Raw genomic sequence first — 23,601 nt, 5'->3', positions numbered from 1 at the left:
TAGAAGTTTTAATATATAATGGTAATAATATATTAATTTAGAGGTGAAGAGATGAGTTTTTCAAGACTGATGACTTTTGTCTTTGGTATAGTATTTATTATTATATTATATTTTATAATTTACTATGCATTAAAGATCATGTACAAAGACGTTAAAAGTGGTGGAAAAAGGAAACAAGCTTCAGGTAAGAAAAATTATGGTATAGAGGTCTTGAGATCAGGAGATAATCCAAATCTCGAAGAAGGAACCTTATTGCTATTAAGAGCTCCACTAACTATAGGAAGAAGAGAAGATAACACTATACAATTGTCAGAACCTTATGTTTCTGGAAATCATGCTAAACTTATAGTTAAAAATAATGAAGTATTTATTGAAGATTTAAATAGTACAAATGGAGTTTTTGTAAATGAGGAGAAAATAAATGGAAGCTTTAAATTAAAGCCAAATGACAAAATAAAAATAGGAAGTGCAATTTTTAAGGTTATAAGATCAGATAAAAAATAGAGGTGAAGTTATGAAAAGTACTTTAAAGTTAGAAAAGAGAGTTCTTAAGCTAATCTATCTACTATGTTTACTTCTTTTTACTAATCTTGCCTTGTTAAAGAAACCATTTGATTACAAAGCACTTGGAATGGGAGTTATATTATGTTTAATAATAGGATACTCCCATTATGTAATAAGAAAGTTTTATCCTGATGGAGATAAATTTATGTTGATTTTCTCAAGTATTTTAGCTGTAGTTGGGATAGCAGTAATATATAGAATAAATCCATCAGAAGCAATGAAACAACTTATATGGGTTGTTTTAGGAATAATTTCATATATTGCAATAGTAGTTATATTACCAGACTTAAAGAGTTTTGCAAAATATAAAAGAATATATATGATATTAACCTTAGTATTAATGCCTATGGCTCTAATATTAGGAAAAGAAATATATGGAGCTAAAAACTGGGTGTATGTTGCTGGCTTTGGATTCCAACCATCTGAATTTGGGAAGATAGCATTAGTATTATATTTGGCAGCGGCATTAATGAAGTATGAAAGCAAGAAAAATTTAAAAGAAGAGTTTAAACAATTAATAGAACCAGCATTAATAGCTATGTACTCATTAGCTTGTATGGTACTTCAAACAGATTTAGGATCAGCATTAATTTTCTTTGGTATCTCAGTGACTATGTTATATATAGCAACATCAAAGAAAAAATATGTATTTACTTGTTTAGGGTTATCAGCAATAGGTGCAGTTGGAGCTTATAAAATGTTTGGACACGTAAGAAACAGAGTAATGATTTGGTTAGATCCTTGGAAATATGCTAATGATCAAGGTATGCAAATAGTACAAGGATTATATGCTATATCATCAGGCGGACTATTTGGTGTAGGGCTTGGTAAGGGATATCCAGAATTTATACCTGTAAATACAAGTGATTTTATATTTGCAGTTGTTTGTGAAGAACTTGGTATGATATTTGCAGTTGGAATTATGATAATATATTTCTTATTATTCTATAGAGGTATAAGAGCTGCATTTGTTACAAATGAGAAATTTAGTCAATTATCAGCAGTAGGGTTTAGTACAATGATAGCATGTCAAACATTAGTTATTATTGGTGGAATTTTTAAAGTAATTCCTCTTACAGGAATAACATTACCACTTATTAGTTATGGTGGTAGTTCAATGATAACAATATTCTTTACTCTAGGTATATTGCAAAAGATTTCTGAGGAGGCATAATATATGAATGATTTAGCAAAAAGTGTTAGAAATGTTATGGTGGTGTTCCTTTTTTGCTTTATAGGATTAATATCATATATGGCCTACTTTCAATTATTCAAAGGTCCTGATATTGCGGAAGATCCTAAAAATGTAAGATTATGGGCAAAAAGAAATGAAGTTTTAAGAGGAACTATCTATGATAGGCAAGGAAATCCCTTAACAAAAAGTGAGCGTCAAGATACTTTAACGCAAAAGAGAGAGTATTTGCAGGGTGATCTTTATGTTCATGCTTTAGGATATGTTGATGAAAGATATGGACTTACAGGGTTAGAAGAAGAATTTGATAGTGAACTTTCAACATATAATACTTTTACAACTGGATTTAGAAACTTATTTAAGGATTTTGACTTGAAGAAAGCCTTTTCTGAAAGGGATAAAGAAGAAGATAAGAAGGTAGGAAATGGATTAGTAACTACATTAGATTATAACATTCAAAAAGTAGCATACGATGCATTAGGAGATATGAAAGGGTCAGTTGTAGCTTTAAACCCTAAAACAGGAGAAATATTAGCTATGGTTTCAAAACCAACATATGATCCAGCAAATTTAGAGCAAGTAATAAATGATGCTAATTCAGGAGCAAATACAGATAATAAACTTATAAATAGAGCTGTAAATGGTGTTTATCCACCAGGATCAGTTTTTAAAACAATAACATTATCAAGTGCAATAGAAAATAATCCTTCTGTAACAGGAAGAATTTTTAATGATACTGGTAAAATAACATTTGCAGATGGTTCAACATTAAATAACTATATGTATCAAGCTCATGGAAATATTGATTTAAGAACAGCCTATAGAGTTTCAAGTAATGTTGTTTTTGGGACATTAGCAATGGAGCTAGGAAATGATAAATTAAAAGCTACTGCAGAAAAATTTGGATTTAATTCAAGAATACCAGCAGAAGGTGTTTCAATATCAGTAAGTGAGTTCCCTACTTTAGAATCTTATGAAGAAGGGAATATAGCACAAAGTGGTATTGGTCAAGGAAGTGTTGTAGTAACACCTATGCAAATGGCTATAATGGCGGCAACAGTAGCTAATGATGGAGTATTGATGCAACCTAAGTTAGTTAATAAAATAGTTGATAAAGATGGTAATTTAATTAGAGAAATTTCAAATAAAGTTTTAAAAGATAATGTAATATCAAAAGATACAGCAGAAACAGTTAAATCATATATGGGATATCTAGTATCAAATAATATATATAGATGGCCAGCTTTTGATGGAACAAATGCTGGAGCTAAAACGGGTACAGCAGATTATAAATTACCAGATGGTACAGATGCAGTTCCACATGGATGGTTCATAACAGCAGCACCATTAGATGATCCTAAAATTGCAGTAGCAGTAATAGTTGAAAATGGGGAAAATGGTGCAGGAACAGCAGCAGAAATAGCATCTAAGGTAGTTAGAATGGCTGTTTTAGGTGAATAATTATTAAAGAATATATTTATGGAGTGTTAAGTTTTCTTAGCACTCTATTTTTAAAAGTTAAACACTTTTATTTTACAAAATCATATATTAAGAGTAGGAATTTCTTTTGAATTTTCAGGGAAAAATTATAAATAGTAAACTTTTGAGGATAAGAGGGGAAAGAGAATGTTTAGAGTAAAGCCATTAGAAGTTGAGGGATGTTTTGTAATTACACCATCTATATCAATGAATAATACATGTGACCTTATAAAAGTGTTTAATGATATTCAATTTAACATTTATGGATTAAGTACGGAATTCAAGGAAGAATATTATGCCATTGCAAAACCTGGTGCTGTAAGAGGGATGCACTTTCAAAGTCCTCCTGAAGCACATGATAAGCTGGTAACATGTATAAAAGGAGAAATACAAGATGTAATAGTAGACTTAAGAAAGCACTCAAAAACTTTTGGTAAATATGCTATGGTAAACTTAAATGAGAGCAATAAAGAACTTGTGTATATTCCAAAAGGATGTGCTCATGGATACTATATTAAAGGTGAAAAGGAAGCGTTAATTTTTTATAAAGTAACAAAACCATTTATACCTGAATATAGAGGGGGAATCCATTGGAGTTCATTGAATATACCATGGGATTTTAAGGGTGAAATAAAAGTTGAAGAAGAGGATGAAAAATTTCCAAAGTTTGAAGATTTTGATTCTCCATTTTAAAAAATAGGAAATTAAATTGTTAATACAATAAGGGCTTTGTAAATTTGCAAAGCCCTTATTGTATTAATCCACAAATATGATAAAATGTACTTTATAAACTGTGGATAAACCTAAGGGATTGGTGATAAAATGTTTGATTTTGAGTACCATTTAAAAAATTTACCAGAAAAACCTGGTGTATATATAATGAAAAATAATTTAGGTGAAATTATTTATGTAGGTAAGGCAAAAATATTAAAGAATAGAGTAAAAAGCTATTTTCAAAACTCTAAAAACCATTCTGAAAAGGTTAGAGTTATGGTAAAGAATATAGCTGAGTTTGAATATATAATTACAGATACTGAAATGGAAGCATTAATTTTAGAATGTAATTTAATTAAAAAATATAGTCCTAAATACAATATTGTATTAAAGGATGATAAATTCTATCCATTTATAAAAATAACTATAAATGATGACTATCCTAGAGTATTTGTAACAAGAAAATATGCAAAGGATGGAAGTAAGTATTTTGGTCCATATACTAATGGAACTGCAGTGTATGAAACTATAAATTTAATAAATAAATTATTTCCACTTAGAACATGTAAACTTTCAATCAAAGAAGATGGAGAAAAGGTTAGACCATGTCTCAATTATCACATAAAAAAATGCTTAGGACCATGCGCAGGACATGTAAGTAAAGAAAAATATCTAGAAATGATTAATGATATTATGGATATACTTAAAGGTAAAGATAAAACCATAGTATCTAATTTAAAATCTAGCATGGAAAAAGCATCTATGAATTTAGAATTTGAAAAAGCAGCAGAATTTAGAGATAAAATTTCAGCTATAGAGGCCATTGCAGAAAAGCAAAAGATATTTAAAACAATGGAAGGGGATGAAGATTTTATCAATATTTTCCAAGATGAAAAAGATAGTTGTATACAAGTTTTCTTTTCTAGAGACGGTAAGATTACTGGTAGAGAGCATTTTATATTTGAAAATACATCAAATGATAATATGGGAGAAATTTTAGGTGAATTTATAACTTCTTTTTATGGAGGTACTGCCAAAATTCCTAAAACAATATTTGTTCCACAAATAGAAGATTTAGATTTAATAGAAGAGTTTTTAACTATAAAGAGAGGGTCAAAAGTATGGATTAAGATACCTCAAAAGGGACAAAAGAAAGATATGCTTGAGATGGTTAAAAATAATGGTAAAGTAACTTTAGAGAAATTTAAAGATAAGTTTTTACAAGAGAAAGAAATAAATAGGATTTCATTATTAGAATTACAAGAATCTTTATCCTTAGATGAAGCACCTTTTAGGATAGAAGCATATGATATATCGAATATACAAGGTGTTGATTCCGTTGGTACTATGGTTGTTTTTGAAGAAGGAAGAGCGAAAAATAGTGATTATAGAAGATTTAGGATAAAATCTGTAAAAGGTGCTAATGATTATGATAGTATGAGAGAAATCCTGGAAAGAAGATTTACTCATGGACTTGAAGAAATTAAAAAAATTCAAGAGAGGAGTTTGAACTTTTCAGCAGGTAAGTTTTCAAGCTTTCCAGACCTTATAATGATGGATGGTGGTAAAGGTCAGGTAAATGTAGCTTTAGATGTATTAAAAAAACTAAACATAAATATACCTGTATGTGGACTTGTTAAGGATAATAAACATCAAACTAGAGGAATTATTTTTAATAATAATGAAATTATTATTAATAGACATTCAAATTTAATGCAAATGATAAGAAGAATCCAAGATGAGGTACATAGATTTGCTATTACTTATCATAGAAGTCTTAGAGATAAAAGAACATTACATTCTATATTAGAAGATATTCCTAATGTGGGAGAGAAAAGAAGAAGAAATTTACTTATGAAATTTGGTAGTGTTGAAAATATAAAAAATGCTACATTAGAAGAATTGTTAGAAACTGAAAGTATAGATAAAAAATCAGCTCAAAGTATAATCGATTATTTTGGAAAATAGCTGTTACAAAATTGTAATAGCTAATAAATTATATAAATGGGTTGTTTATTACAAATTTTTAATTTATACTATGAAAAGATATTACTACGTTTTTTAAGGAGTTTGTTATGAATCAATATAAGGATTTTAAGGATTTATTTAAAGATTTTTACAGTGAAGACAGTATAAAAATAGATGCCCCTATGAAAGAATATGTTCATTTTAGAGTAGGTGGACCGGCTGATATACTATTAATACCTAATAATAAAGAACAAGTAATAAAAACAATTAAGGTTTGCAGAAAAAACAATATACCTTTTTACGTAGTGGGAAATGGTTCTAATTTATTAGTTAGAGATGGCGGAATAAGAGGCGTTGTTATAAAACTTGGAAATGTTAAGCATATAAAAGTTAATGAAAATAGAGTTAAAGCAGAGTGTGGAGCTATGTTAAAAGATGTTTCAGATGCCGCATTAAAGAATTCTTTAACTGGATTTGAATTTGCTTGTGGAATTCCAGGGACTGTGGGTGGAGCTGTCTTTATGAATGCAGGTGCATATAATGGAGAAATATCTCATGTTATAGAGTCAGCAGAGGCTATAGACTCGGAAGGAAATCTATTAACTCTTACTCATGATGAATTAGATTTAGGATATAGATCATCAGTAATTATGAAAAAAGGATATATAGTTTTATCAGCCACATTTAAACTAGAAAAAGGTAATGGAAATAATATAAAAGAAAAAGTTGATGATTTAACTTTTAAGAGAGAATCTAAGCAACCATTAGAATATCCGTCAGCAGGAAGTACATTTAAAAGACCTGAAGGATATTTTGCAGGGAAATTAATTGAAGATGCAGGTTTAAAAGGTTTTTCTTTAGGTGGGGCAGCTGTTTCTCAAAAACATTCAGGATTTGTAATAAATAAAGGCGGAGCAACTGCTAAAGATATATTAGATTTAATACATCATGTTCAAAATGAAGTAAAAAGACAATTTGGTGTAGAATTACATCCTGAAGTTAGAATAATCGGTGAAGATTAATAATATTGTAGTATAGAAATGGGATTTAGTTTAACTAAATCCTATTTTTTATTTTTTAGAATTGTTTTTTAAAGTTAAATTACTTGTTCTAAATGTTAATTATTTAATTGTAAATTGTAAATTAAAGTAAGTTAATATATAATTGTAGTATTAATAAATCTATGGGGAAGAGCTAATTATAGTAGGTTTATTTGGGGGTATTGGGCTATATTTTTGGTGTTATAATTTAATAAATAATTACTTTACATTAAGGGGGTGAGCCTAAGAGAATTGGGCAATTTATTATGAAATATAGAGTAAGAAACGAAGTTAAATCACTTGCAAAATATGTGGCTGGAAAGCCTATTGAAGAGGTTAAAAGAGAACTTGGAATAAGTAAGGTTGTTAAACTTGCATCTAATGAAAATCCTTTAGGTTGTTCACCTAAAGTAATTGAAACTATAAAAAGTACATTAACAGATGTTAATATGTATCCAGATGCATCTTCTTATGAATTTAAAAAGCTTTTAAGTGAAAAATTAAATGTAAATAAGGATATGATTTTCTGTGGGGCAGGATCAGATTCGTTAATTAATGTATTATGTACAACTATATTGGATAAAGACGATGAAAGTATAATGCCTGAGTTAACATTTCCAAGATATGAAAGTAATACTTTGCTTATGGGTGCAAAACCAGTTAAAATTCCAATGAAAAATAATTATTTAGATTTAGAAGCTATGGTAAATGCTATAACAGATAAAACTAAAATAATTTGGTTTTGTAATCCTAATAATCCTACAGGAAGTATGTTTACAGCAAAAGAATTTAATAATATTGTAGATAAAATACCAGAAGATATTTTAATTATTATGGATGAAGCTTATTGTGAATATGTAATTTCTTCAGAGTATCCTAATTCTATAGAACTTTTAAAAAAGTATCCTAATATTATTATTTTAAGGACTTTTTCAAAGGCATATGGTTTAGCATCTTTACGATTTGGATATGGGATAGCAAGGGAAGAGATTGTAGATTATTTAAATAGAGTAATAAATGCATTTGATACAAATTTATTTGCTCAAAAATCAGCGGTTGCAGCTTTAAATGATGAGGGTTTCCTTGAGAAGGTAAAACAATATAACTATAATCAAAGAGAATATTTAAGTATTCAATTTGAAAAAATGGGACTTGAGTATGTAAAGTCAGAAGCTAACTTCATATTAGTTAATGTAAAAGGTGATGATAAGCCAATTCATGAATATTTATTAAAGCATGGATATATTATAAGACCAGGATTTCTTTTAGGTATTCCAGGATTTATAAGAGTAAGTATTGGAACAGAAGAAGAAAATAAGGAGTTTTGTAAATTATTATTTTTAGCAATACAAGAACGAGATTTAAAAGTGTGATATAATTTAGCTATAGATTATATACAAACAAGGGAGGGCAACATATGAGATTTATAATAGTTACAGGATTATCAGGAGCAGGTAAAACAGAAGCTACAAGAAGTTTAGAAGATATGGGATATTTCTGTGTAGATAACCTTCCACCAAAATTGATACCAAAATTTGCTGAAGCGTGTGTGCAAAGTCAGGGTAAAATAGATAAAGTGGCATTAGTAATAGATATTAGAGGTGGAATATTCTTTGATGATTTATTTGAAAGTCTAAATTACCTAAAAGATCAAGAGTTTAAATATGAAATATTATTTTTAGATGCATCGGATGAAGTGTTAGTTAAAAGATTTAAAGAAAGTAGAAGAAGTCATCCATTATCTCCAGGAAGTAGAGTTATTACAGGTATAACAGAAGAAAGAAAAAAATTAAGAGAAGTTAAAGATAGAGCAGATATAATAATAGATACATCTAAATATGCTATAAGAGATTTAAGAGAAGAAATGAATAAGAATTATGGGGATGCAAAGCAGCCAGAAAAGCAACTTTCTGTTACAGTATTAAGTTTTGGGTTTAAGTATGGAATCCCTGTAGATTCAGACTTAGTATTTGATGTTAGATTTATACCAAATCCATTTTATATTCCAGAGTTAAAGCCATATTCAGGAAATGATAAACCTGTTAAAGATTATGTGTTAAAGCAAGAGGAAACTGTCAATTTTGTTAAAAAAGCAACGGATATGTTAGATTTCTTAATTCCAAATTATAAAAAGGAAGGAAAGAGACAGCTTATAATATCAATAGGTTGTACAGGTGGAAGACATAGATCAGTTGCTATTGCAAATGCAATATATGAAAACTTAATTGAAAAAAATTATAATGCATCTGTAGAACATAGAGATATTAGAGAAGATGTTCACAAGGGAGCCAAGAAGCTGTGAATATAAAAGATTGGTTGAAACCTGGAGTAAGAGTTAAACGATGGTTTTTCTTTGGAATCTTTGGAATACTGTTAATTGCATTTGGATTTACAGAGCTAGTAAACCATAGAATATATGATACTTATTATAAACTATTTTATATTTTCTTAAATGTTACAGGTATATTTGTTATTTATATTTCTGTAGTAGAGGGAATGAAGTCTATAATTGCACTTAGCAATAAGGGATATATAAAGCTATCCTTAGATAGTAAGAAGATGGAAAGTCTTATTTATGAAAAAAGACTTCTAGTTAAGGGACCTAAAATAGTTGTTATAGGTGGTGGAACCGGACTTTCCACAATGCTTAGAGGACTTAAATATTATACTTCTAATATTACAGCAATAGTAACAGTAGCAGATGATGGAGGTGGCTCAGGTGTTTTAAGAGAAGACCTTGGGATGTTACCACCAGGAGATATAAGAAACTGTATTTTAGCATTAGCTGATACAGAACCATTAATGGAAGAATTATTGCAATATAGATTTCCAGATGGGAGACTTAAGAATCAAAGTTTTGGAAATTTATTTTTAGCAGCAATGGATGGAGTAAGCGATAATTTTGAAGCTGCCATACAAAAAATGAGTTCAGTATTAGCTGTTACAGGAAAAGTTTTACCTGTAACATTAGATGATATGAAACTTATAGCAAAATTAGAAAATGGAAATGAGGTAGACGGAGAATCTCAAATACCTCAAGAAGTAATAAAACAAAATTCTAGAATAGATAAGTTAATGATTAATCCAAAAGACGCTAGGCCATTAGAAGATGCATTAAAAGCAATAAGAGATGCTGATGCTATAGTTTTAGGGCCAGGAAGTCTTTATACTAGTGTAATTCCTAATCTTTTAGTAAAGGATATTGCAGATACAATTAAGAAAAGTAGTGCATTAAAAATATATATATCTAATATAATGACTCAACCTGGAGAAACAGATGGTTTTAAGGTTTCGGATCATATAAAAGTATTAAAAAAGCATGCAGGAAAAAATATAGTTGATTATGTTATAGCTAATAGAGAAAGCATTCCTGAAGATGTAAAGGACAAGTATTTAGAAGATAAATCAGAATTGGTAGAATTAGATAGAAAAGAATTAAAAGCTTTAGGAGTAGAGGTAGTAGAGGCATCTTTAGTTAAAATAGAAAAAAAATATGTAAAGCATGATTCAGAGCATTTAGCAGAAGTTTTAGTTGATACTATAATGGAAAAGAAACTTTTATATGATAGAAAGAAGATTATTGAATATATGTATTTATCTCAAAGGATAAAGGAAAAAGAAGAAAAGAATAAGCAAAATATAAAGTAAATAGACAAAATTTTAAAAGAGTACGTAGTGTTATAACTATATACTCTTTATTTTTAAGAGAAAACAATTAAACACTATCTAACGGCACTATCCTTGGTGGTAAGCTGAGTAGTTTTAAAAACATAGAAATTTCAATCATTTTTTCTATCCGTTGTTAATCACAATCAATGATGCTGATGTACCTATAATAATAACTTAAGATGACAACGAAGACATCTTTTTTTATTACTTATCCTTAAGATAATTTATCTTCAATCCTTCTAGATAAACTAATTTTTATAGCTTTTTTCAAAATATTGTTTTAATATAAATATATTGGGTATTTTTAATAGAATTAAAATATATATTTTTGAGGAGATATGAGATGAATAAAAAGTTATTTTTAAAATTATTATTACTATTATTATTATCTATGTCACTTGTGGCATGCAGACAGAAAAATAATTCAGCAGGAGAAGATACTTCTTCTAAATCAAGTACAAGCAATGTTCAAAGTTCGGTAAAAGAAAGTGTAAAAACTGCATCTTCCTCTGCTGAAAATACAGTAGAAAGCAAACAAGAGGATAAGGACACTTCCTCAGATGTAAAAAAGAATAGTAACGCAAGCAAAGCCAATGACGCTCCTGAGCAGTTTATTATGGCTGGAGGAGCTAATAAAGTCCCTGGACTTTGTGAATATATTGTATCCCCAGAAATAAATCCTTCAATTATTACTCAAAACCCATTATTTAATGATTCAGTAAATAATGATATTAATTATATTGATGTAGTTCTTAATATATTTAATACGAGTAATGAAGCTAAAATGTCAAAGGATGCAATAACCGCAAAAATAAAAATTAAAGATAAAGAATATTCTAGTTTTTCTCTTATAGAGAATATCGATGGCTCTAATTTTGATGAAGCTACTTCAGTAAATCCACAAGAAACAAGAATGATTCACTATATAGCCAAAGTTCCTAAATTTGAAGCTGGTTTAACTAATTATGAGATTATCCTAACTATAAAAGGAAAAGATTATAGTAATAAATTTATCCATGAACAAGGTTTAACTGAAGAAGAATACTATAAGTTAATAAAAGAAGCTAAACAACTTCAGCAAGATTATATTGATTCTATTTCTGATCCACACGTAAAGCAATCAGTTCAAAGCCCATTAGGTGCTGCTGTTGCAGAATCATCATCCTTGTATCTACAATATCCAAAAGATATTGATACTATAGATGCAGCTCTAAAGAGAGTTCTTAATGGTGAATAATCTTAATCCTAGAAAATCTAATTGATACTAACTTAAATATTATTTTATTAATTAAATTATGTATTTTAAAAATTGTTATTCATAATTTAAACACGTAAAAAAACTTCGCTAAATTTAACTTTAGTGCAAAAAAATAAAGTCAAGGCTATAGAGCCTTGGCTTTTTTGCAATAATTTAAAATTGTTCATCAAATCTTATTGATAACATTGTAACGTATTAACTATAAAATAACAATTTTATTAAACCTCATCTAATAACAAAATTGGAATGTGTTTATCAGCTTAATAATATTACTCCATATTAAGATATACTCTTAATTTGCTTTTGTATATGAATTTAAAGAAATAGTATGCTAATATTCCTCCAAGCGTATTTAAAATCAAATCATCAATATTTACTGTCCTTACTGACATGCCACTTAAATATGTGATATTCTCTATTAGTTGTAAAATTTCTATAGAAAATGAAATTAAAAAGGATGTAACAATTACATTTTTTGCAGTTCTAAGTTTCTTCTTATACATTAATAGATATCCAATAAACGGTACTAATAAAATTATATTTCCTACTATACTCCTAATAAAGAAAAAATATCCTATATCGCTATCACGCAACCTAATAATTCCATAAATATAGTCTCTTAATGGAATTATATTGATTCCTAAGCGTTGTTTAAATGTGTATATTGACCTTAATTCACTAAGCCCATCTCCAAACATTATTTCAATTGGAAACAATGTAACACCTATTAATAATAAACAATAGATTACAAATATATTAGTAATAATCTCTTTACCAACAGAAATTTTTTCACCTGATTTCTTTTTTACAATTAATGTAGCTATTCGTATAATAATCCATATAGGTAACCCTAACATTAATACAGTCCTCAAATCATAAATACAACCTTGTACCAAATTAACTCCTCCCTAATTTTTATATTATAAAACATTTAATCCAGTATTAAACCAATTGTCAAAGCCCTATTTATTGACTAGTTTAAAATCAAACTAGCTCATAATAAAAAATTGTTCTTCAAATTAAAAAATAAACTAATTTATATTATACCATATTTTTTTATTTATGATTAGTTATTATGCTAAAAGTAATTTTCACGAAGAAATTAAAATTAACGATTTTAAGCCATTTATAAGGTATTAAAATTTGAAAAATTATAATTTTTCAGCTTCTTCTCTAGTTTTAAAACTTTTATATATGAAATTATATCCAAGAACTAATTTAGAACATTTACCCTAAGTATTAATTATTAAATGACAAACTCCATTACCTTCTTTTATGGCATAGAACTTACTTTTAACTTTTTTCTTAGACATAAATAAGATCTATCTTTTAATAAGTAATAAAAATATATATCTTAATAACATATAGAAAAATTATGAAAATATATGATATATTTAATATATGAGAGGGGTAATACAATTTAAAAATGGGGTGTAATATGAATATATTAATAGTAGAAGACATGAAGGATCAAAGAGAAGCATTAAAAAAAATAATAGAGGAAGAATTTAAAAGTATTACAATCTATTTAGCTCCATCTTTAGAAACTGCATTAGAAATTACTAATATAGAAAATATAGATTTATTTATGTTTGACGTCAACTTACAGGGAAGAACAGGAATAGAGTTAGCCGAGAAAATAAGGTGTAATAATAAATATAAGTTAACTCCTATAGTATTTATCACTATAGAATCAGGCAAGATGATAGATGCATTTAAGAATATTCATTGTTACGATTTTATTATTAAGCCTTATAGGAAAGAAGAAATTAAGAAGATAATAAATACTTTTTTAGAGGCACAAAGTGTAAGTGAAAAAATGCATAATAAATATACTTTTTTTAATATATCTCCATTAATATCGGTAAAAATATATCATAAAGATATAATATTTATAGAATATTACTTAAGAAAATGTACAATATATACAATTAAAGATAAATATGATGTAAAGGTAAGAGGGTTAAACAATTTGATTAAAGAAATAGATTCTGAATATATAGTACAGTCACATAAATCATATGCTATAAACTTAAACTACATAGAAAAGATAGAGAAAGTTTATCCAAAGCTTTGGAACATATATTTTACTAATTGTAGTGAGATAGCAAAATTAGGTTATAAATATAAGAATAATATATATGAAAAGGTAAAATAAATATATGAATATAGTAGTAATTTTTTTAGAGATACTAATTTCACTACTTCTATATAATAATTTAATTAATAAAAATATTTTTAATAATATATTAAAGAATGTTATTTTAGCACTTTTAAGTTGTGTTCTTTTTAAAATAATGTATGTGTTTTTATACTTTATTATATTTAAAATATTTAATAGCTCTAGCTTAAAAATTAACCATATGATTATAGAGTTCAGCATTATAACTAGTATTTTACTTATAATAAGTATTCATTATTATAAGGCGTCATATTTGCTATTAACTGAAAAAAAGAATGTTGAAATTAATTCTTACTCTAATTTGGTGTTAGAAGAACTTATAGAAAATATAAGGTTAAATGAGCATGAATATAAAAATCATTTGAACACTTTATATTCAATTATTGAGGTTGAAGATAATAAAGATATTATTAAAGATAAAGTAGAAAAGTATATTGGTAAAATAAGAGCTGGAAATGAGATAACAGGAATTTTATACATAAAAAATATTATTGTGAAGGCAATTATATATAATAAATTATTAGAATGTAATAGTTTAGGCATAAAGCTAGATTATAAGATAAATAGAGATTTTAATATATTATTAGAAGACTGGGAATTAAATATTGTTTTAAGTAATTTATTAAATAACTCTATTGAAGCTGTTAAAGCCTTAGAAAATAAGTATATAGAAGTTAAGTTAGATAAAAGTGAAGATAATTTAAAAAGCATTATTGAAATTAAAAACCCAATTGAAGATGTGAATATTACAGAAATAGAACAGTTTTTTAAAAAGGGCTTTTCTAGAAAAGGTAAAGGTAGAGGCTATGGGTTGTTTAATGTAAAAAAAATAGTTAAAAGAAATAAAGGAGACATAACATTAACTTTGCAGGACGAATGTATAATACTAAAAATAGTATTATAGTTGAATATTCTTTTCATGTATAATTATATCCTTTTCGTGTACAAGCTATTGATATTTTTATGTTAAAAAATTATCATTAAACCTGATTAATTCAAAGAGAGTGATTAAGGGGAAGGAGTAATATTTTATGGAGAATGAAAAAAATAATAAAGTTGGGGCTGGTATATTAACAGTTGCTATTATACAATTTGTACTTTCTGGATTTGGAATTTTATTTTTAGGTTTAGGGCTTTTATTTAAAGATGCAATTAATGCACAATTAAAATCTATGGGAAATGATCCTATTCCAGATGGTGGACAAATATCAATTATAATTAGTTTTATATTTATGGTATTAGCAATAATAGGATTGATTTTAATATTAAGAAAAAAAGCTATAGGAATATATCTGTATTTTGCAGTTCAAGTATTAGATAAAATTTTTGGAGCTATAACTCAAGGTGTTAATATTATAGGTTTAATAGTTGGATTAATTTTACCAGTATTAATGGCTATATTTGTTTATAAGAAAAGAGCTTTATACGGATTTGAAAATAATTTAGCTGAATAAGAGAAAAAGTATAGTCTATATTTATTTGTTTAGTAGTTTATTAATTACTAAATCTTATAAATATAGGCTTTTTAAAAATATAGTTAAAAGAGGTGCACAAGTGAAAGGAAGTAAGATAAAGTCAAAAAAGAGGTTAATACTTATTAGTATTGGATCTATCGTTATTATAGCTATTGTTGTAGCCTTAGGATTTTGGGTAAAGGCACAAAACCAAAGTAATGGTAGTTCAGTAGAAGAAAATACTACAGAGCAATTTGAAATTACAGGCAATGAAGGATTAAGTTTTAAAGGTGTTAGTGTTATAAGTAAGGAACAAAAAATAATGGCTGATAGAACTTTAGGAGATATAGAGGGTTTAAACGTTTCTGATAAGCAAGAAATTTCAGAAGGTGATTTACTTTTTACATATTCTAATCAGGCTATTTTAGAAGAAGTAAAAGGAGTAGATAGGCAAATTGCTTCAGCTAATGAAAAAATAAATAGAAGTAAAAGCAAAAAGGCTGAAATTTCAAATGAAATAGCAAAATATGAAAACGAATTAAAGGGTATAAAATCAAAAGAAATGACACCTGAATTAGAAGTAAAAGCTACAGAACTTACTCAAAGTATTCAAGCTGCTCAAGCTAAATTAGAGGCTGAAGAGGCTACAATAGCAACTTTAAAGGATTCTTCTGGGGATTTAAAATTACAAAAGGAATCATTAGCATCAAAGCAAAATAAAGAAGTTAAAGCTGATATAAATGGTATTGTATATATAAACGAAAAAGGTTTAACAGATCCAACCGTTGAATATATAAGAATAGTATCTAAAGAACCATTAATTAAAGCAGAAGTTTCTGAGTTTGATGTAGAAAGTTTAAAAGTTGATAATGAAGTTCAAATTAAAGTTGTAAGTAATGGAGATATAGTAAAAGGAAAGATTATATCTATAGATGAACTTCCAACAGTATCAGCAGATGGAAAAGGTACATCCTATAATTTTTATGTTAAGCCAGAAAAGGCAATAAGAATTGGATTTAGTGTTGAAATAAAACTTAATGGAGAAAAAATACAAATTCCAAAAGAATATGTTTATGAAGAGGATTCTAAACTTTATATAGCTAAATTAAAATTAGATGACAAGGAAGAACCATTTGAAAAAGTAGAAATAAAAGCTGAATTAAAAGGCAACAATTATAGTTTAATTGATGGCAATGTTGTTGCAGGAGACAAGCTAATGAAAAATCCTTCAGAGCTTTTTAAGGAGGATAAATAATTATGATACAACTGAAGGGAATAAATAAGTATTATATCTCAGGTGAGGAAAAGTTACATGCTCTAAAGGATATAAATCTTAAAGTTGAAAAGGGTGAATTTTTAGCTATAATGGGACCTTCAGGATCAGGTAAATCTACTATGATAAAAATCTTAGGATTATTAGATAATAGCTTTGAAGGTAATTACTTATTAAATAATAGGGATGTAAGGTCATTATCAGACGATAAATTAACATCTTTTAGGAATGAAAAAATAGGATTTGTATTTCAAGATTTTAACCTTATAAAAAGGTTAACTATAAAAGAAAACATAGAACTTCCAATGCTTTATAAAGGATGTACATTAAGAGAAACAGGTAAAAGAGTTAGAGCGTTATTAGAAAAGGTAAAGCTTGAAGATAAAATAAATAAGTATCCAACTCAGTTATCTGGTGGTCAGCAACAGAGAATATCAATTGCAAGATCATTAGTAAACAATCCAGAGATTATAATAGCAGATGAACCAACTGGAGCTTTAGATAGTCATACTTCAGAAGAGATTATGAACATATTTAAAGATCTAAATAAAAGTGGTATCACAATTATTTTAATTACCCACGATATAAATGTAGCTAAAAAAGCAGATAGAATGGTTAGAATATTTGACGGAGAACTTAAGGAGGGAGAGGATATATAATGAAATTTAGAGTATTAATATTTTCAGCCTTAAGAAATCTAAATAGAAATAAGAAGCGTTCCTTTCTAACTATGCTTGGTATCATTATAGGTATTGCGGCAGTTATAGCTATAGTAGCTTTAGGAGAAGGATATAAAACTAAGACTATAAAAGAGTTTACAGGAGAAGATGAAGGAAAAGTTGTATTAGAAGCATCTTTAACAAATGAAGATCCTAGTAATGCTATGAAAATAAGTGGAAATATATTTACTAATTCAGATAAAACTTCTGTAGCTCAACTTGAAGGAATAGAAAAAGTAGATTTTAATTATGATGATAATAAGTTTGGAGAGTTTATTTCTGTAGATGTAAGAAATAAAGAATTTCAAGGATTAGCTAAAAAAGTTAAAGACGGAGACTTTAAAGATATATTAGGACGAAACTTAACTAAAAGTGATAGTGAATCTAAGAAAAGAGTTATAGTTATTTCTGAAAGTTTAATAACAGATAAAGTTGGTAAAATTGAAGATCTTTTAGGTGGAGTAGCTACAGTTAAAGGTCTTACATTTGAAATTGTAGGTATAATGAAAAAGGCGCCAGATGAAGAATTTAGTTTCTTCAATTCATCAGGAGATATACAAATTCCTGAGGGAACTTATGATAAGTATTTTGGTAAAAGCAAAACAATAGTAGGACTGAAAATTACTTTAAATAAAGATGCTGATGTAAAGAAGAGCATAAAAAGCATTGAAAATACTTTAAATCAAGTTGGTACTAATAGAAGTAAGGGGAAATATACCGTTATGGATACTAGTGGAATAATAAAATTGATGGGTGGAGTATTAAATACAATAACTTTATTTATAGCAGCAGTGGCTGGGATATCTTTATTTATAGCAGGTATAGGTGTAATGAATATGATATATACATCTGTATCTGAAAGAACAATAGAGATAGGAATAAAGAGAGCTTTAGGAGCCAAAAAGAAAGATATAAGAAGAGAGTTTTTAATAGAAGGTGTAGTAATAACATTAACAGGTGGATTAATAGGATATATATTAGGGATTATAATTGCAAATATTATATCAGCATTTATGAAGCTCGTGATTACGCCTAGTTTATATACAGCTTCAATTGCAATAGCGATTTCTATTTTAGTTGGAACAGCATCAAGTATACTGCCAGCTAAAAAAGCAGCATCATCAAATACTGTAGATATACTTAAATAGTTATTAATTTGTAAGCAAGAACTGGTTTTATTTTTAAAATCAGTTCTTTTTTTATATCTATATTTTACAGATAAAAATTTATATTTTTTATGATATAATAAGTTGATAAAGAATAGATACAGATAATAACAAATCTTCTACGGAACATGTGGAAGAGTTTACTATAATAAGGAGAAGAAGTTTATGTCATTTTCATCAAAAGTTAAAGGAGAAATTTGCAGATACTCGGAGTTAACAAAAGAGACTGCTTTAGCAGAGATATCGGCAATAATGAAGGTAAGTGGAACTATATCCTTTAGTGGATTAGGTTTAGCTTTTAGAATAACAACTGAAAATCCAGCATCAGCAAGACATATTTTTAGCCTATTAAAGGAGCATTTTGATATACATTCGAAGTTAATGGTTAAAAAGAGTAATTCTCTTAAAAAGAATAATATCTACATGGTATTAATAGAGGAAGCTATGGGTGTTAGAGATTTACTTAGAGATACTGGAATACTTAAAGAAGTAGATGGAGTTTTAACTTTAGATTATAGAATTGATGAAGAAATGGTTAAAACTGATGAGCTAAAAAGAGCATATGTAAGAGGAGCATTTATAGGTGGAGGAAGTATTAGTAATCCAGAAAAAACATATCACTTAGAATTTGTTACTCATAGTGAGGAATATGCTAATGACTTGTGTAAGTTAATAAATACTTTTGGATTAAAGTCAAAAGTTATACAAAGAAAAAATAGTCATATAATTTACATTAAAGAAGGAGAGCAAATATCAAATCTTTTAAGTATATTAGGAGCTCATACATCTTTATTAGAACTTGAAAATATCAGAATAATGAAGGAAATGAGAAATAATGTTAATAGACTTGTAAATTGTGAGACAGCCAATCTAAGCAAGACAGTAAATGCAGCAGTTAGGCAAGTTGAAAGTATAAAACTTATACAAAAGGAAATAGGTCTTCAAAGGTTACCTAAAAATTTAAGAGAAATAGCAGAGCTTAGACTTAGCTATCCAGATGAGTCCTTAAAAGAATTAGGAGAAATGTTAGATCCTCCAGTAGGTAAATCTGGAGTAAATCACAGATTAAGAAAAATAGAAAAAATAGCCGAAGAGGTTAGATCAGGAACTTATTAATTAATAAATGAGGTGATAGAATGGAAAAAAATTTTACCCATCTTCATCTCCATTCAGAGTATAGTTTATTAGATAGTTCAGGAAAAATAAAAAAGATAATAAGTAAGGCTAAAGAGCTAGGGATGGATAGTATAGCCATAACAGATCATGGAGTTATGTATGGGTGTGTTGCTTTTTATAAAGAAGCAAGGGAACAAGGAATAAAACCTATATTAGGATGTGAAGTTTATGTTGCAGCTAAGTCAATGGATATTAAAATCAATGACAAGGAAAATAGTACACATCACCTAGTTCTTTTAGTAAAAAATGAAAAAGGATACGAAAACCTTATGGAGATAGTATCTGAAGCTTCAATTAGAGGGTTTTACTATAAACCTAGGGTAGATCATGAGTTTTTAAGAAATCATAGTGAGGGATTAATTGCTTTAAGTGCATGTTTAGGTGGAGAAGTTCAATCATGGCACTTAAAAGACAATTACGAGAAGGCAAAGGAAGTAGCTCTTTTATATAAAGATATATTTAAAGAGGGATTTTATTTAGAAATTCAAAATCATGGTATGGAAGAGCAAAAAAAGGTTATGGAGGAAAATATAAGATTAGCAAAAGAACTTGATATTCCTCTTGTAGCCACTAATGATGTTCATTACATAAATAAAGAAGATTCAGAAGCTCATGATATATTAATGTGTATTCAAACTGGAAAAACAGTAGATGATCCAAATAGAAGAAAGTATCCATCAAATCAGTTTTACTTAAAGTCTAAAGAGGAAATGTGGGATATGTTCTCTCACGTTAAGGAGGCACTTGAAAATACAACTAAAATTGCAGAAGAGTGTAATTTTGATTATGAATTTCATGTTTCAAAGCTTCCTAAGTTTCCAGTACCAGAAGACAGGGAACCTTATGAATATTTAAGAGAAACTTGTTACTTAGGTCTTATTGAAAGGTATGATGTATTTAAGCATTTCTTAAATAAACCACTGAATGTTGAAGAAATTGTGGATTTTTCTAAAAATAATGAGGAAGCTTGTGGATATATTGAAAGATTAGAGTATGAACTATCAGTAATACATCAAATGGGGTATGTAGATTATTTTTTAATTACATGGGATTTTATAAAGTATTCAAACGATAATGGAATTCCAACAGGACCAGGAAGAGGATCAGCAGCAGGCTCAATTGTAGCATTTACTTTAGGAATAACAAAGATAGATCCTATAAAATATAGTTTACTTTTTGAACGTTTTTTAAATCCAGAAAGAGTAAGTATGCCAGATATAGATTCAGATTTCTGTTATGAGAGAAGACAGGAAGTTATAGATTATGTTGTAGGAAAATATGGAGTAAACAATGTATCTCAAATAATAACCTTTGGAACTATGGCACCAAGGGCTTGCATAAGAGATGTAGGTAGAGCCATGAACTATGCATATTCAGAAGTTGATAGAATAGCTAAAATGATTCCTACTATGATAGGAATAACTATAGAAAAGGCACTTGAGTTAAATCCAGAATTAAAAGAAGCTTATAATAATGAAGAAAGAGTTAAAACTTTAATAGATGTAAGTAAAAAGTTAGAAGGATTGCCTAGACATTCATCAACCCATGCTGCAGGAGTTGTTATAGCATCTAAACCACTAGTAGAGTATGTTCCACTACAAAAAAATGATGAATCAATAGTAGCTCAATTTGATATGACAACATTAGAAGAACTTGGATTACTAAAAATGGACTTTTTAGGGTTAAGGACTTTAACAGTAATGAGTGATGCTGTTAAAATGATAAAGTATAATAGAGGAATAGATATAGACCTAGATAAAATAGATTTTGAAGATAAAGAAGTTTATAAAATGTTAGGTGAAGGCAAAACGGCAGGAGTATTCCAATTAGAATCAGCAGGAATGACTTCATTTATGAAGGAACTAAAGCCAGATTCTTTAGAAGATATAATAGCCGGTATATCATTATATAGACCAGGTCCTATGGCAGAAATACCAAAATATGTAGAGTGCAAAAAAAATCCAGAAAAGGTTCAATATGAAGTTCCACAGTTAGAAGAGATATTAAATGTTACTTATGGAGTAATGGTTTATCAAGAACAGGTAATGGAGATTGTTAGAAAACTTGCAGGTTATTCTATGGGAAGAAGTGACCTTGTAAGAAGAGCAATGTCAAAGAAAAAGCATAAAGTTATGGAAGAAGAAAGAAAGAACTTTATTTATGGAATTACTGATGAAAATGGGAATTTAGAAGTTCCTGGATGTTTAAGAAACGGTATATCAGAAGAATCTGCAAATAAAATTTTTGATTCTATGATGGATTTTGCTAGTTATGCATTTAATAAGAGTCATGCGGCGGCTTATGCAGTAATAGGATACCAAACAGCTTATTTGATGAAGTATTATCCTGTAGAAACAATAGCTGCAATGCTTAATTCAGTAATGGGAACAAGCGAAAAAGTAGCTCATTATATAAATTTTGCAGAGAGTTTAGGAATTCAGGTACTTCCTCCTAATATAAATGAAAGTTATTCTAAATTTACCGTTAAAGGGGATAAGATAAGATTCGGATTAGCAGCTATAAGAAATGTAGGTTTAAATGTTGTTGAAAATGTTGTCTATTCAAGAGATAAAAAAGGAAATTTTGAGTCACTAGTTGATTTTATAAATAAAATAGATTTATCAGCAATAAATAAAAGGGCTGTAGAAAGCTTAATTAAAGCTGGAGCATTTGATGAATTTAAAATATTTAGATCAAAGCTGTTAGCAGTTTATGAAAAAATAATGGATAGTGTTTCAAATGAAAAAAAGAGAAATATTGATGGACAAATGAGTTTATTTGGATTATCAGAAGAAACATTAAAATCACCAGAAATAAATTATCCAAATATAAAAGAATTTGCAAAAAAGCATATGCTAGCAATGGAAAAAGAAATGACAGGTCTTTATTTATCAGGTCATCCATTAGATGAATATTTTCAAAGTTTAAAAATGCAAACAAGTACAAGTATAGAAAAAATATTTAAATCTTATGAAATAATGCAAGAAACCTATAATAATGAAGAAATTATAGAAGATATTATTCATGATGAAGAAAGAGTAATTCTTGGTGGTATTATCTCAGAAGTAAATCAAAAAATTACTAGAAATAATACTATGATGGCATTTTTAAAATTAGAAGATTTATCTGGAATGATTGAAGTAATAGTATTTCCTAAGACTTTAGATAAAGTAAGAGAATTAATAAAACCAGATAGTTTAGTGGCAATTAAGGGAAGAGTAAGCATAAAAGAAGATGAACTTCCAAAGCTTATATGTGAATCAATAAATCCTTTAGAAAAAGTAAATTCAGAAAAAATTTATATAAGGACTGAGAATATTAATACAGGGAAAGAATTAATAAAAACATTAAAAGAAATGATGCCCAAAGAATATAAAGGTGATACTGCTGTATTTATTTTTACGTCTAATGATAGAAAAAAGTATAGAATGTCTAGAAATTTATGGATTAATATGGAATCCGATGCAACTGATTATTTAAGGAAATTAATTGGTGAAGAAAACGTAAAAATAATAGAATAAATATAATAATAGATTTAAAGTAAGATGGGTAATATAAAAATAATATATCCATCTTATTTTTATATTCTAATTAGATAAAAAACCATTATTTAACTTATAGTACTATAAAAAATATACAATAAAGGGGATTTTTCAACAAAATAATTAACAAATAAGTAAATGAAAAATTTTACAACAATTAATTTCTGAAAAATTTATATTTAAGATATAAATTAATAATAAGTAG

At 27.8% G+C, this 23,601-nt stretch carries 19 protein-coding genes; 18 read left to right on the top strand and 1 reads right to left on the bottom strand.

The features are described from left to right. The first annotated feature begins 51 nt into the window (after nucleotides 1–51). The 10 genes from CP523_RS06455 to CP523_RS06410 all read left to right on the top strand — a co-directional run bounded on the left by CP523_RS06455 (nucleotide 52) and on the right by CP523_RS06410 (nucleotide 11,863). Complete coding sequence (locus CP523_RS06455; protein WP_066677424.1) at nucleotides 52–504, top strand: FHA domain-containing protein; 453 nt, start codon at nucleotides 52–54, stop codon at nucleotides 502–504. A 10-nt stretch (nucleotides 505–514) separates the two neighbouring features. Further along, a complete protein-coding gene (locus CP523_RS06450; protein WP_066677421.1) occupies nucleotides 515–1,738 on the top strand; it encodes an FtsW/RodA/SpoVE family cell cycle protein in 1,224 nt (407 codons plus the stop codon). Between the two features lie 3 nt (nucleotides 1,739–1,741). Further along, entirely contained in the window at nucleotides 1,742–3,217 is a 1,476-nt protein-coding gene (locus CP523_RS06445) for a peptidoglycan D,D-transpeptidase FtsI family protein (protein WP_120140712.1), read from the top strand. A 165-nt stretch (nucleotides 3,218–3,382) separates the two neighbouring features. After that, nucleotides 3,383–3,928 carry a dTDP-4-dehydrorhamnose 3,5-epimerase family protein gene (locus tag CP523_RS06440; RefSeq protein WP_066677418.1) on the top strand — a complete coding sequence of 182 codons (546 nt, stop codon included), beginning with the start codon at nucleotides 3,383–3,385 and terminating at the stop codon, nucleotides 3,926–3,928. 129 nt (nucleotides 3,929–4,057) lie between these two features. Beyond that, on the top strand, nucleotides 4,058–5,917 hold the full coding sequence (gene uvrC, locus CP523_RS06435) for an excinuclease ABC subunit UvrC (RefSeq protein WP_066677416.1): 1,860 nt from the start codon (nucleotides 4,058–4,060) through the stop codon (nucleotides 5,915–5,917). A 107-nt stretch (nucleotides 5,918–6,024) separates the two neighbouring features. After that, entirely contained in the window at nucleotides 6,025–6,939 is a 915-nt protein-coding gene (murB, locus tag CP523_RS06430) for a UDP-N-acetylmuramate dehydrogenase (RefSeq protein ID WP_066677414.1), read from the top strand. Between the two features lie 284 nt (nucleotides 6,940–7,223). Beyond that, the gene (hisC, locus tag CP523_RS06425; protein WP_066677796.1) at nucleotides 7,224–8,330 is read left to right on the top strand and encodes a histidinol-phosphate transaminase; all 1,107 of its coding nucleotides are present in this window, start codon (nucleotides 7,224–7,226) and stop codon (nucleotides 8,328–8,330) included. 44 nt (nucleotides 8,331–8,374) lie between these two features. Then, a complete protein-coding gene (rapZ, locus tag CP523_RS06420; RefSeq protein ID WP_066677794.1) occupies nucleotides 8,375–9,259 on the top strand; it encodes an RNase adapter RapZ in 885 nt (294 codons plus the stop codon). After that, nucleotides 9,256–10,605, top strand: coding sequence for a gluconeogenesis factor YvcK family protein (locus tag CP523_RS06415; protein WP_066677792.1), 1,350 nt, complete (start codon nucleotides 9,256–9,258; stop codon nucleotides 10,603–10,605). Before rapZ ends, CP523_RS06415 begins: the two co-directional genes overlap by 4 nt. Nucleotides 10,606–10,969: 364 nt before the next feature. Next, complete coding sequence (locus CP523_RS06410) at nucleotides 10,970–11,863, top strand: hypothetical protein (protein ID WP_066677791.1); 894 nt, start codon at nucleotides 10,970–10,972, stop codon at nucleotides 11,861–11,863. A 290-nt stretch (nucleotides 11,864–12,153) separates the two neighbouring features. Here CP523_RS06410 and CP523_RS06405 read toward each other — a convergent pair whose 3' ends face one another. Beyond that, complete coding sequence (locus tag CP523_RS06405; protein ID WP_066677789.1) at nucleotides 12,154–12,780, bottom strand: VanZ family protein; 627 nt, start codon at nucleotides 12,778–12,780, stop codon at nucleotides 12,154–12,156. A gap of 542 nt (nucleotides 12,781–13,322) precedes the next feature. Between CP523_RS06405 and CP523_RS06400 the strand changes: the two genes are divergently transcribed. The 8 genes from CP523_RS06400 (at nucleotide 13,323) to CP523_RS06365 (ending at nucleotide 23,375) form a co-directional block, all read left to right on the top strand. After that, nucleotides 13,323–14,042 (top strand): LytR/AlgR family response regulator transcription factor, encoded by a 720-nt coding sequence (locus CP523_RS06400; RefSeq protein ID WP_162925965.1) that lies wholly within the window; start codon nucleotides 13,323–13,325, stop codon nucleotides 14,040–14,042. A gap of 205 nt (nucleotides 14,043–14,247) precedes the next feature. After that, nucleotides 14,248–14,970 carry a sensor histidine kinase gene (locus tag CP523_RS06395; protein WP_162925964.1) on the top strand — a complete coding sequence of 241 codons (723 nt, stop codon included), beginning with the start codon at nucleotides 14,248–14,250 and terminating at the stop codon, nucleotides 14,968–14,970. Nucleotides 14,971–15,097: 127 nt separating this feature from the next. Continuing rightward, nucleotides 15,098–15,520: a hypothetical protein gene (locus CP523_RS06390; RefSeq protein ID WP_066677784.1), complete on the top strand. Its 423-nt coding sequence runs from the start codon at nucleotides 15,098–15,100 to the stop codon at nucleotides 15,518–15,520. Between the two features lie 100 nt (nucleotides 15,521–15,620). Continuing rightward, nucleotides 15,621–16,775 (top strand): efflux RND transporter periplasmic adaptor subunit, encoded by a 1,155-nt coding sequence (locus CP523_RS06385; RefSeq protein WP_120140710.1) that lies wholly within the window; start codon nucleotides 15,621–15,623, stop codon nucleotides 16,773–16,775. Nucleotides 16,776–16,777: 2 nt separating this feature from the next. After that, nucleotides 16,778–17,452 (top strand): ABC transporter ATP-binding protein, encoded by a 675-nt coding sequence (locus tag CP523_RS06380; RefSeq protein WP_120140709.1) that lies wholly within the window; start codon nucleotides 16,778–16,780, stop codon nucleotides 17,450–17,452. Next, on the top strand, nucleotides 17,452–18,660 hold the full coding sequence (locus CP523_RS06375) for an ABC transporter permease (protein ID WP_066677778.1): 1,209 nt from the start codon (nucleotides 17,452–17,454) through the stop codon (nucleotides 18,658–18,660). The genes CP523_RS06380 and CP523_RS06375 overlap by 1 nt, the downstream gene beginning before the upstream one ends. A gap of 183 nt (nucleotides 18,661–18,843) precedes the next feature. Then, nucleotides 18,844–19,794 (top strand): DNA-binding protein WhiA, encoded by a 951-nt coding sequence (gene whiA / locus CP523_RS06370; protein WP_066677776.1) that lies wholly within the window; start codon nucleotides 18,844–18,846, stop codon nucleotides 19,792–19,794. A 20-nt stretch (nucleotides 19,795–19,814) separates the two neighbouring features. After that, nucleotides 19,815–23,375, top strand: a complete 3,561-nt coding sequence (locus tag CP523_RS06365; protein WP_066677774.1) for a DNA polymerase III subunit alpha — start codon at nucleotides 19,815–19,817, stop codon at nucleotides 23,373–23,375. The last annotated feature ends 226 nt before the right edge of the window (nucleotides 23,376–23,601 follow it).

It is taken from the genome of Clostridium septicum, assembly GCF_003606265.1.
Taxonomy (GTDB): Bacteria; Bacillota; Clostridia; order Clostridiales; family Clostridiaceae; genus Clostridium; species Clostridium septicum.
The sequence above is the reverse complement of the archived record's forward strand: the minus strand, read 5'-3'. Positions and strand labels throughout refer to the sequence as shown.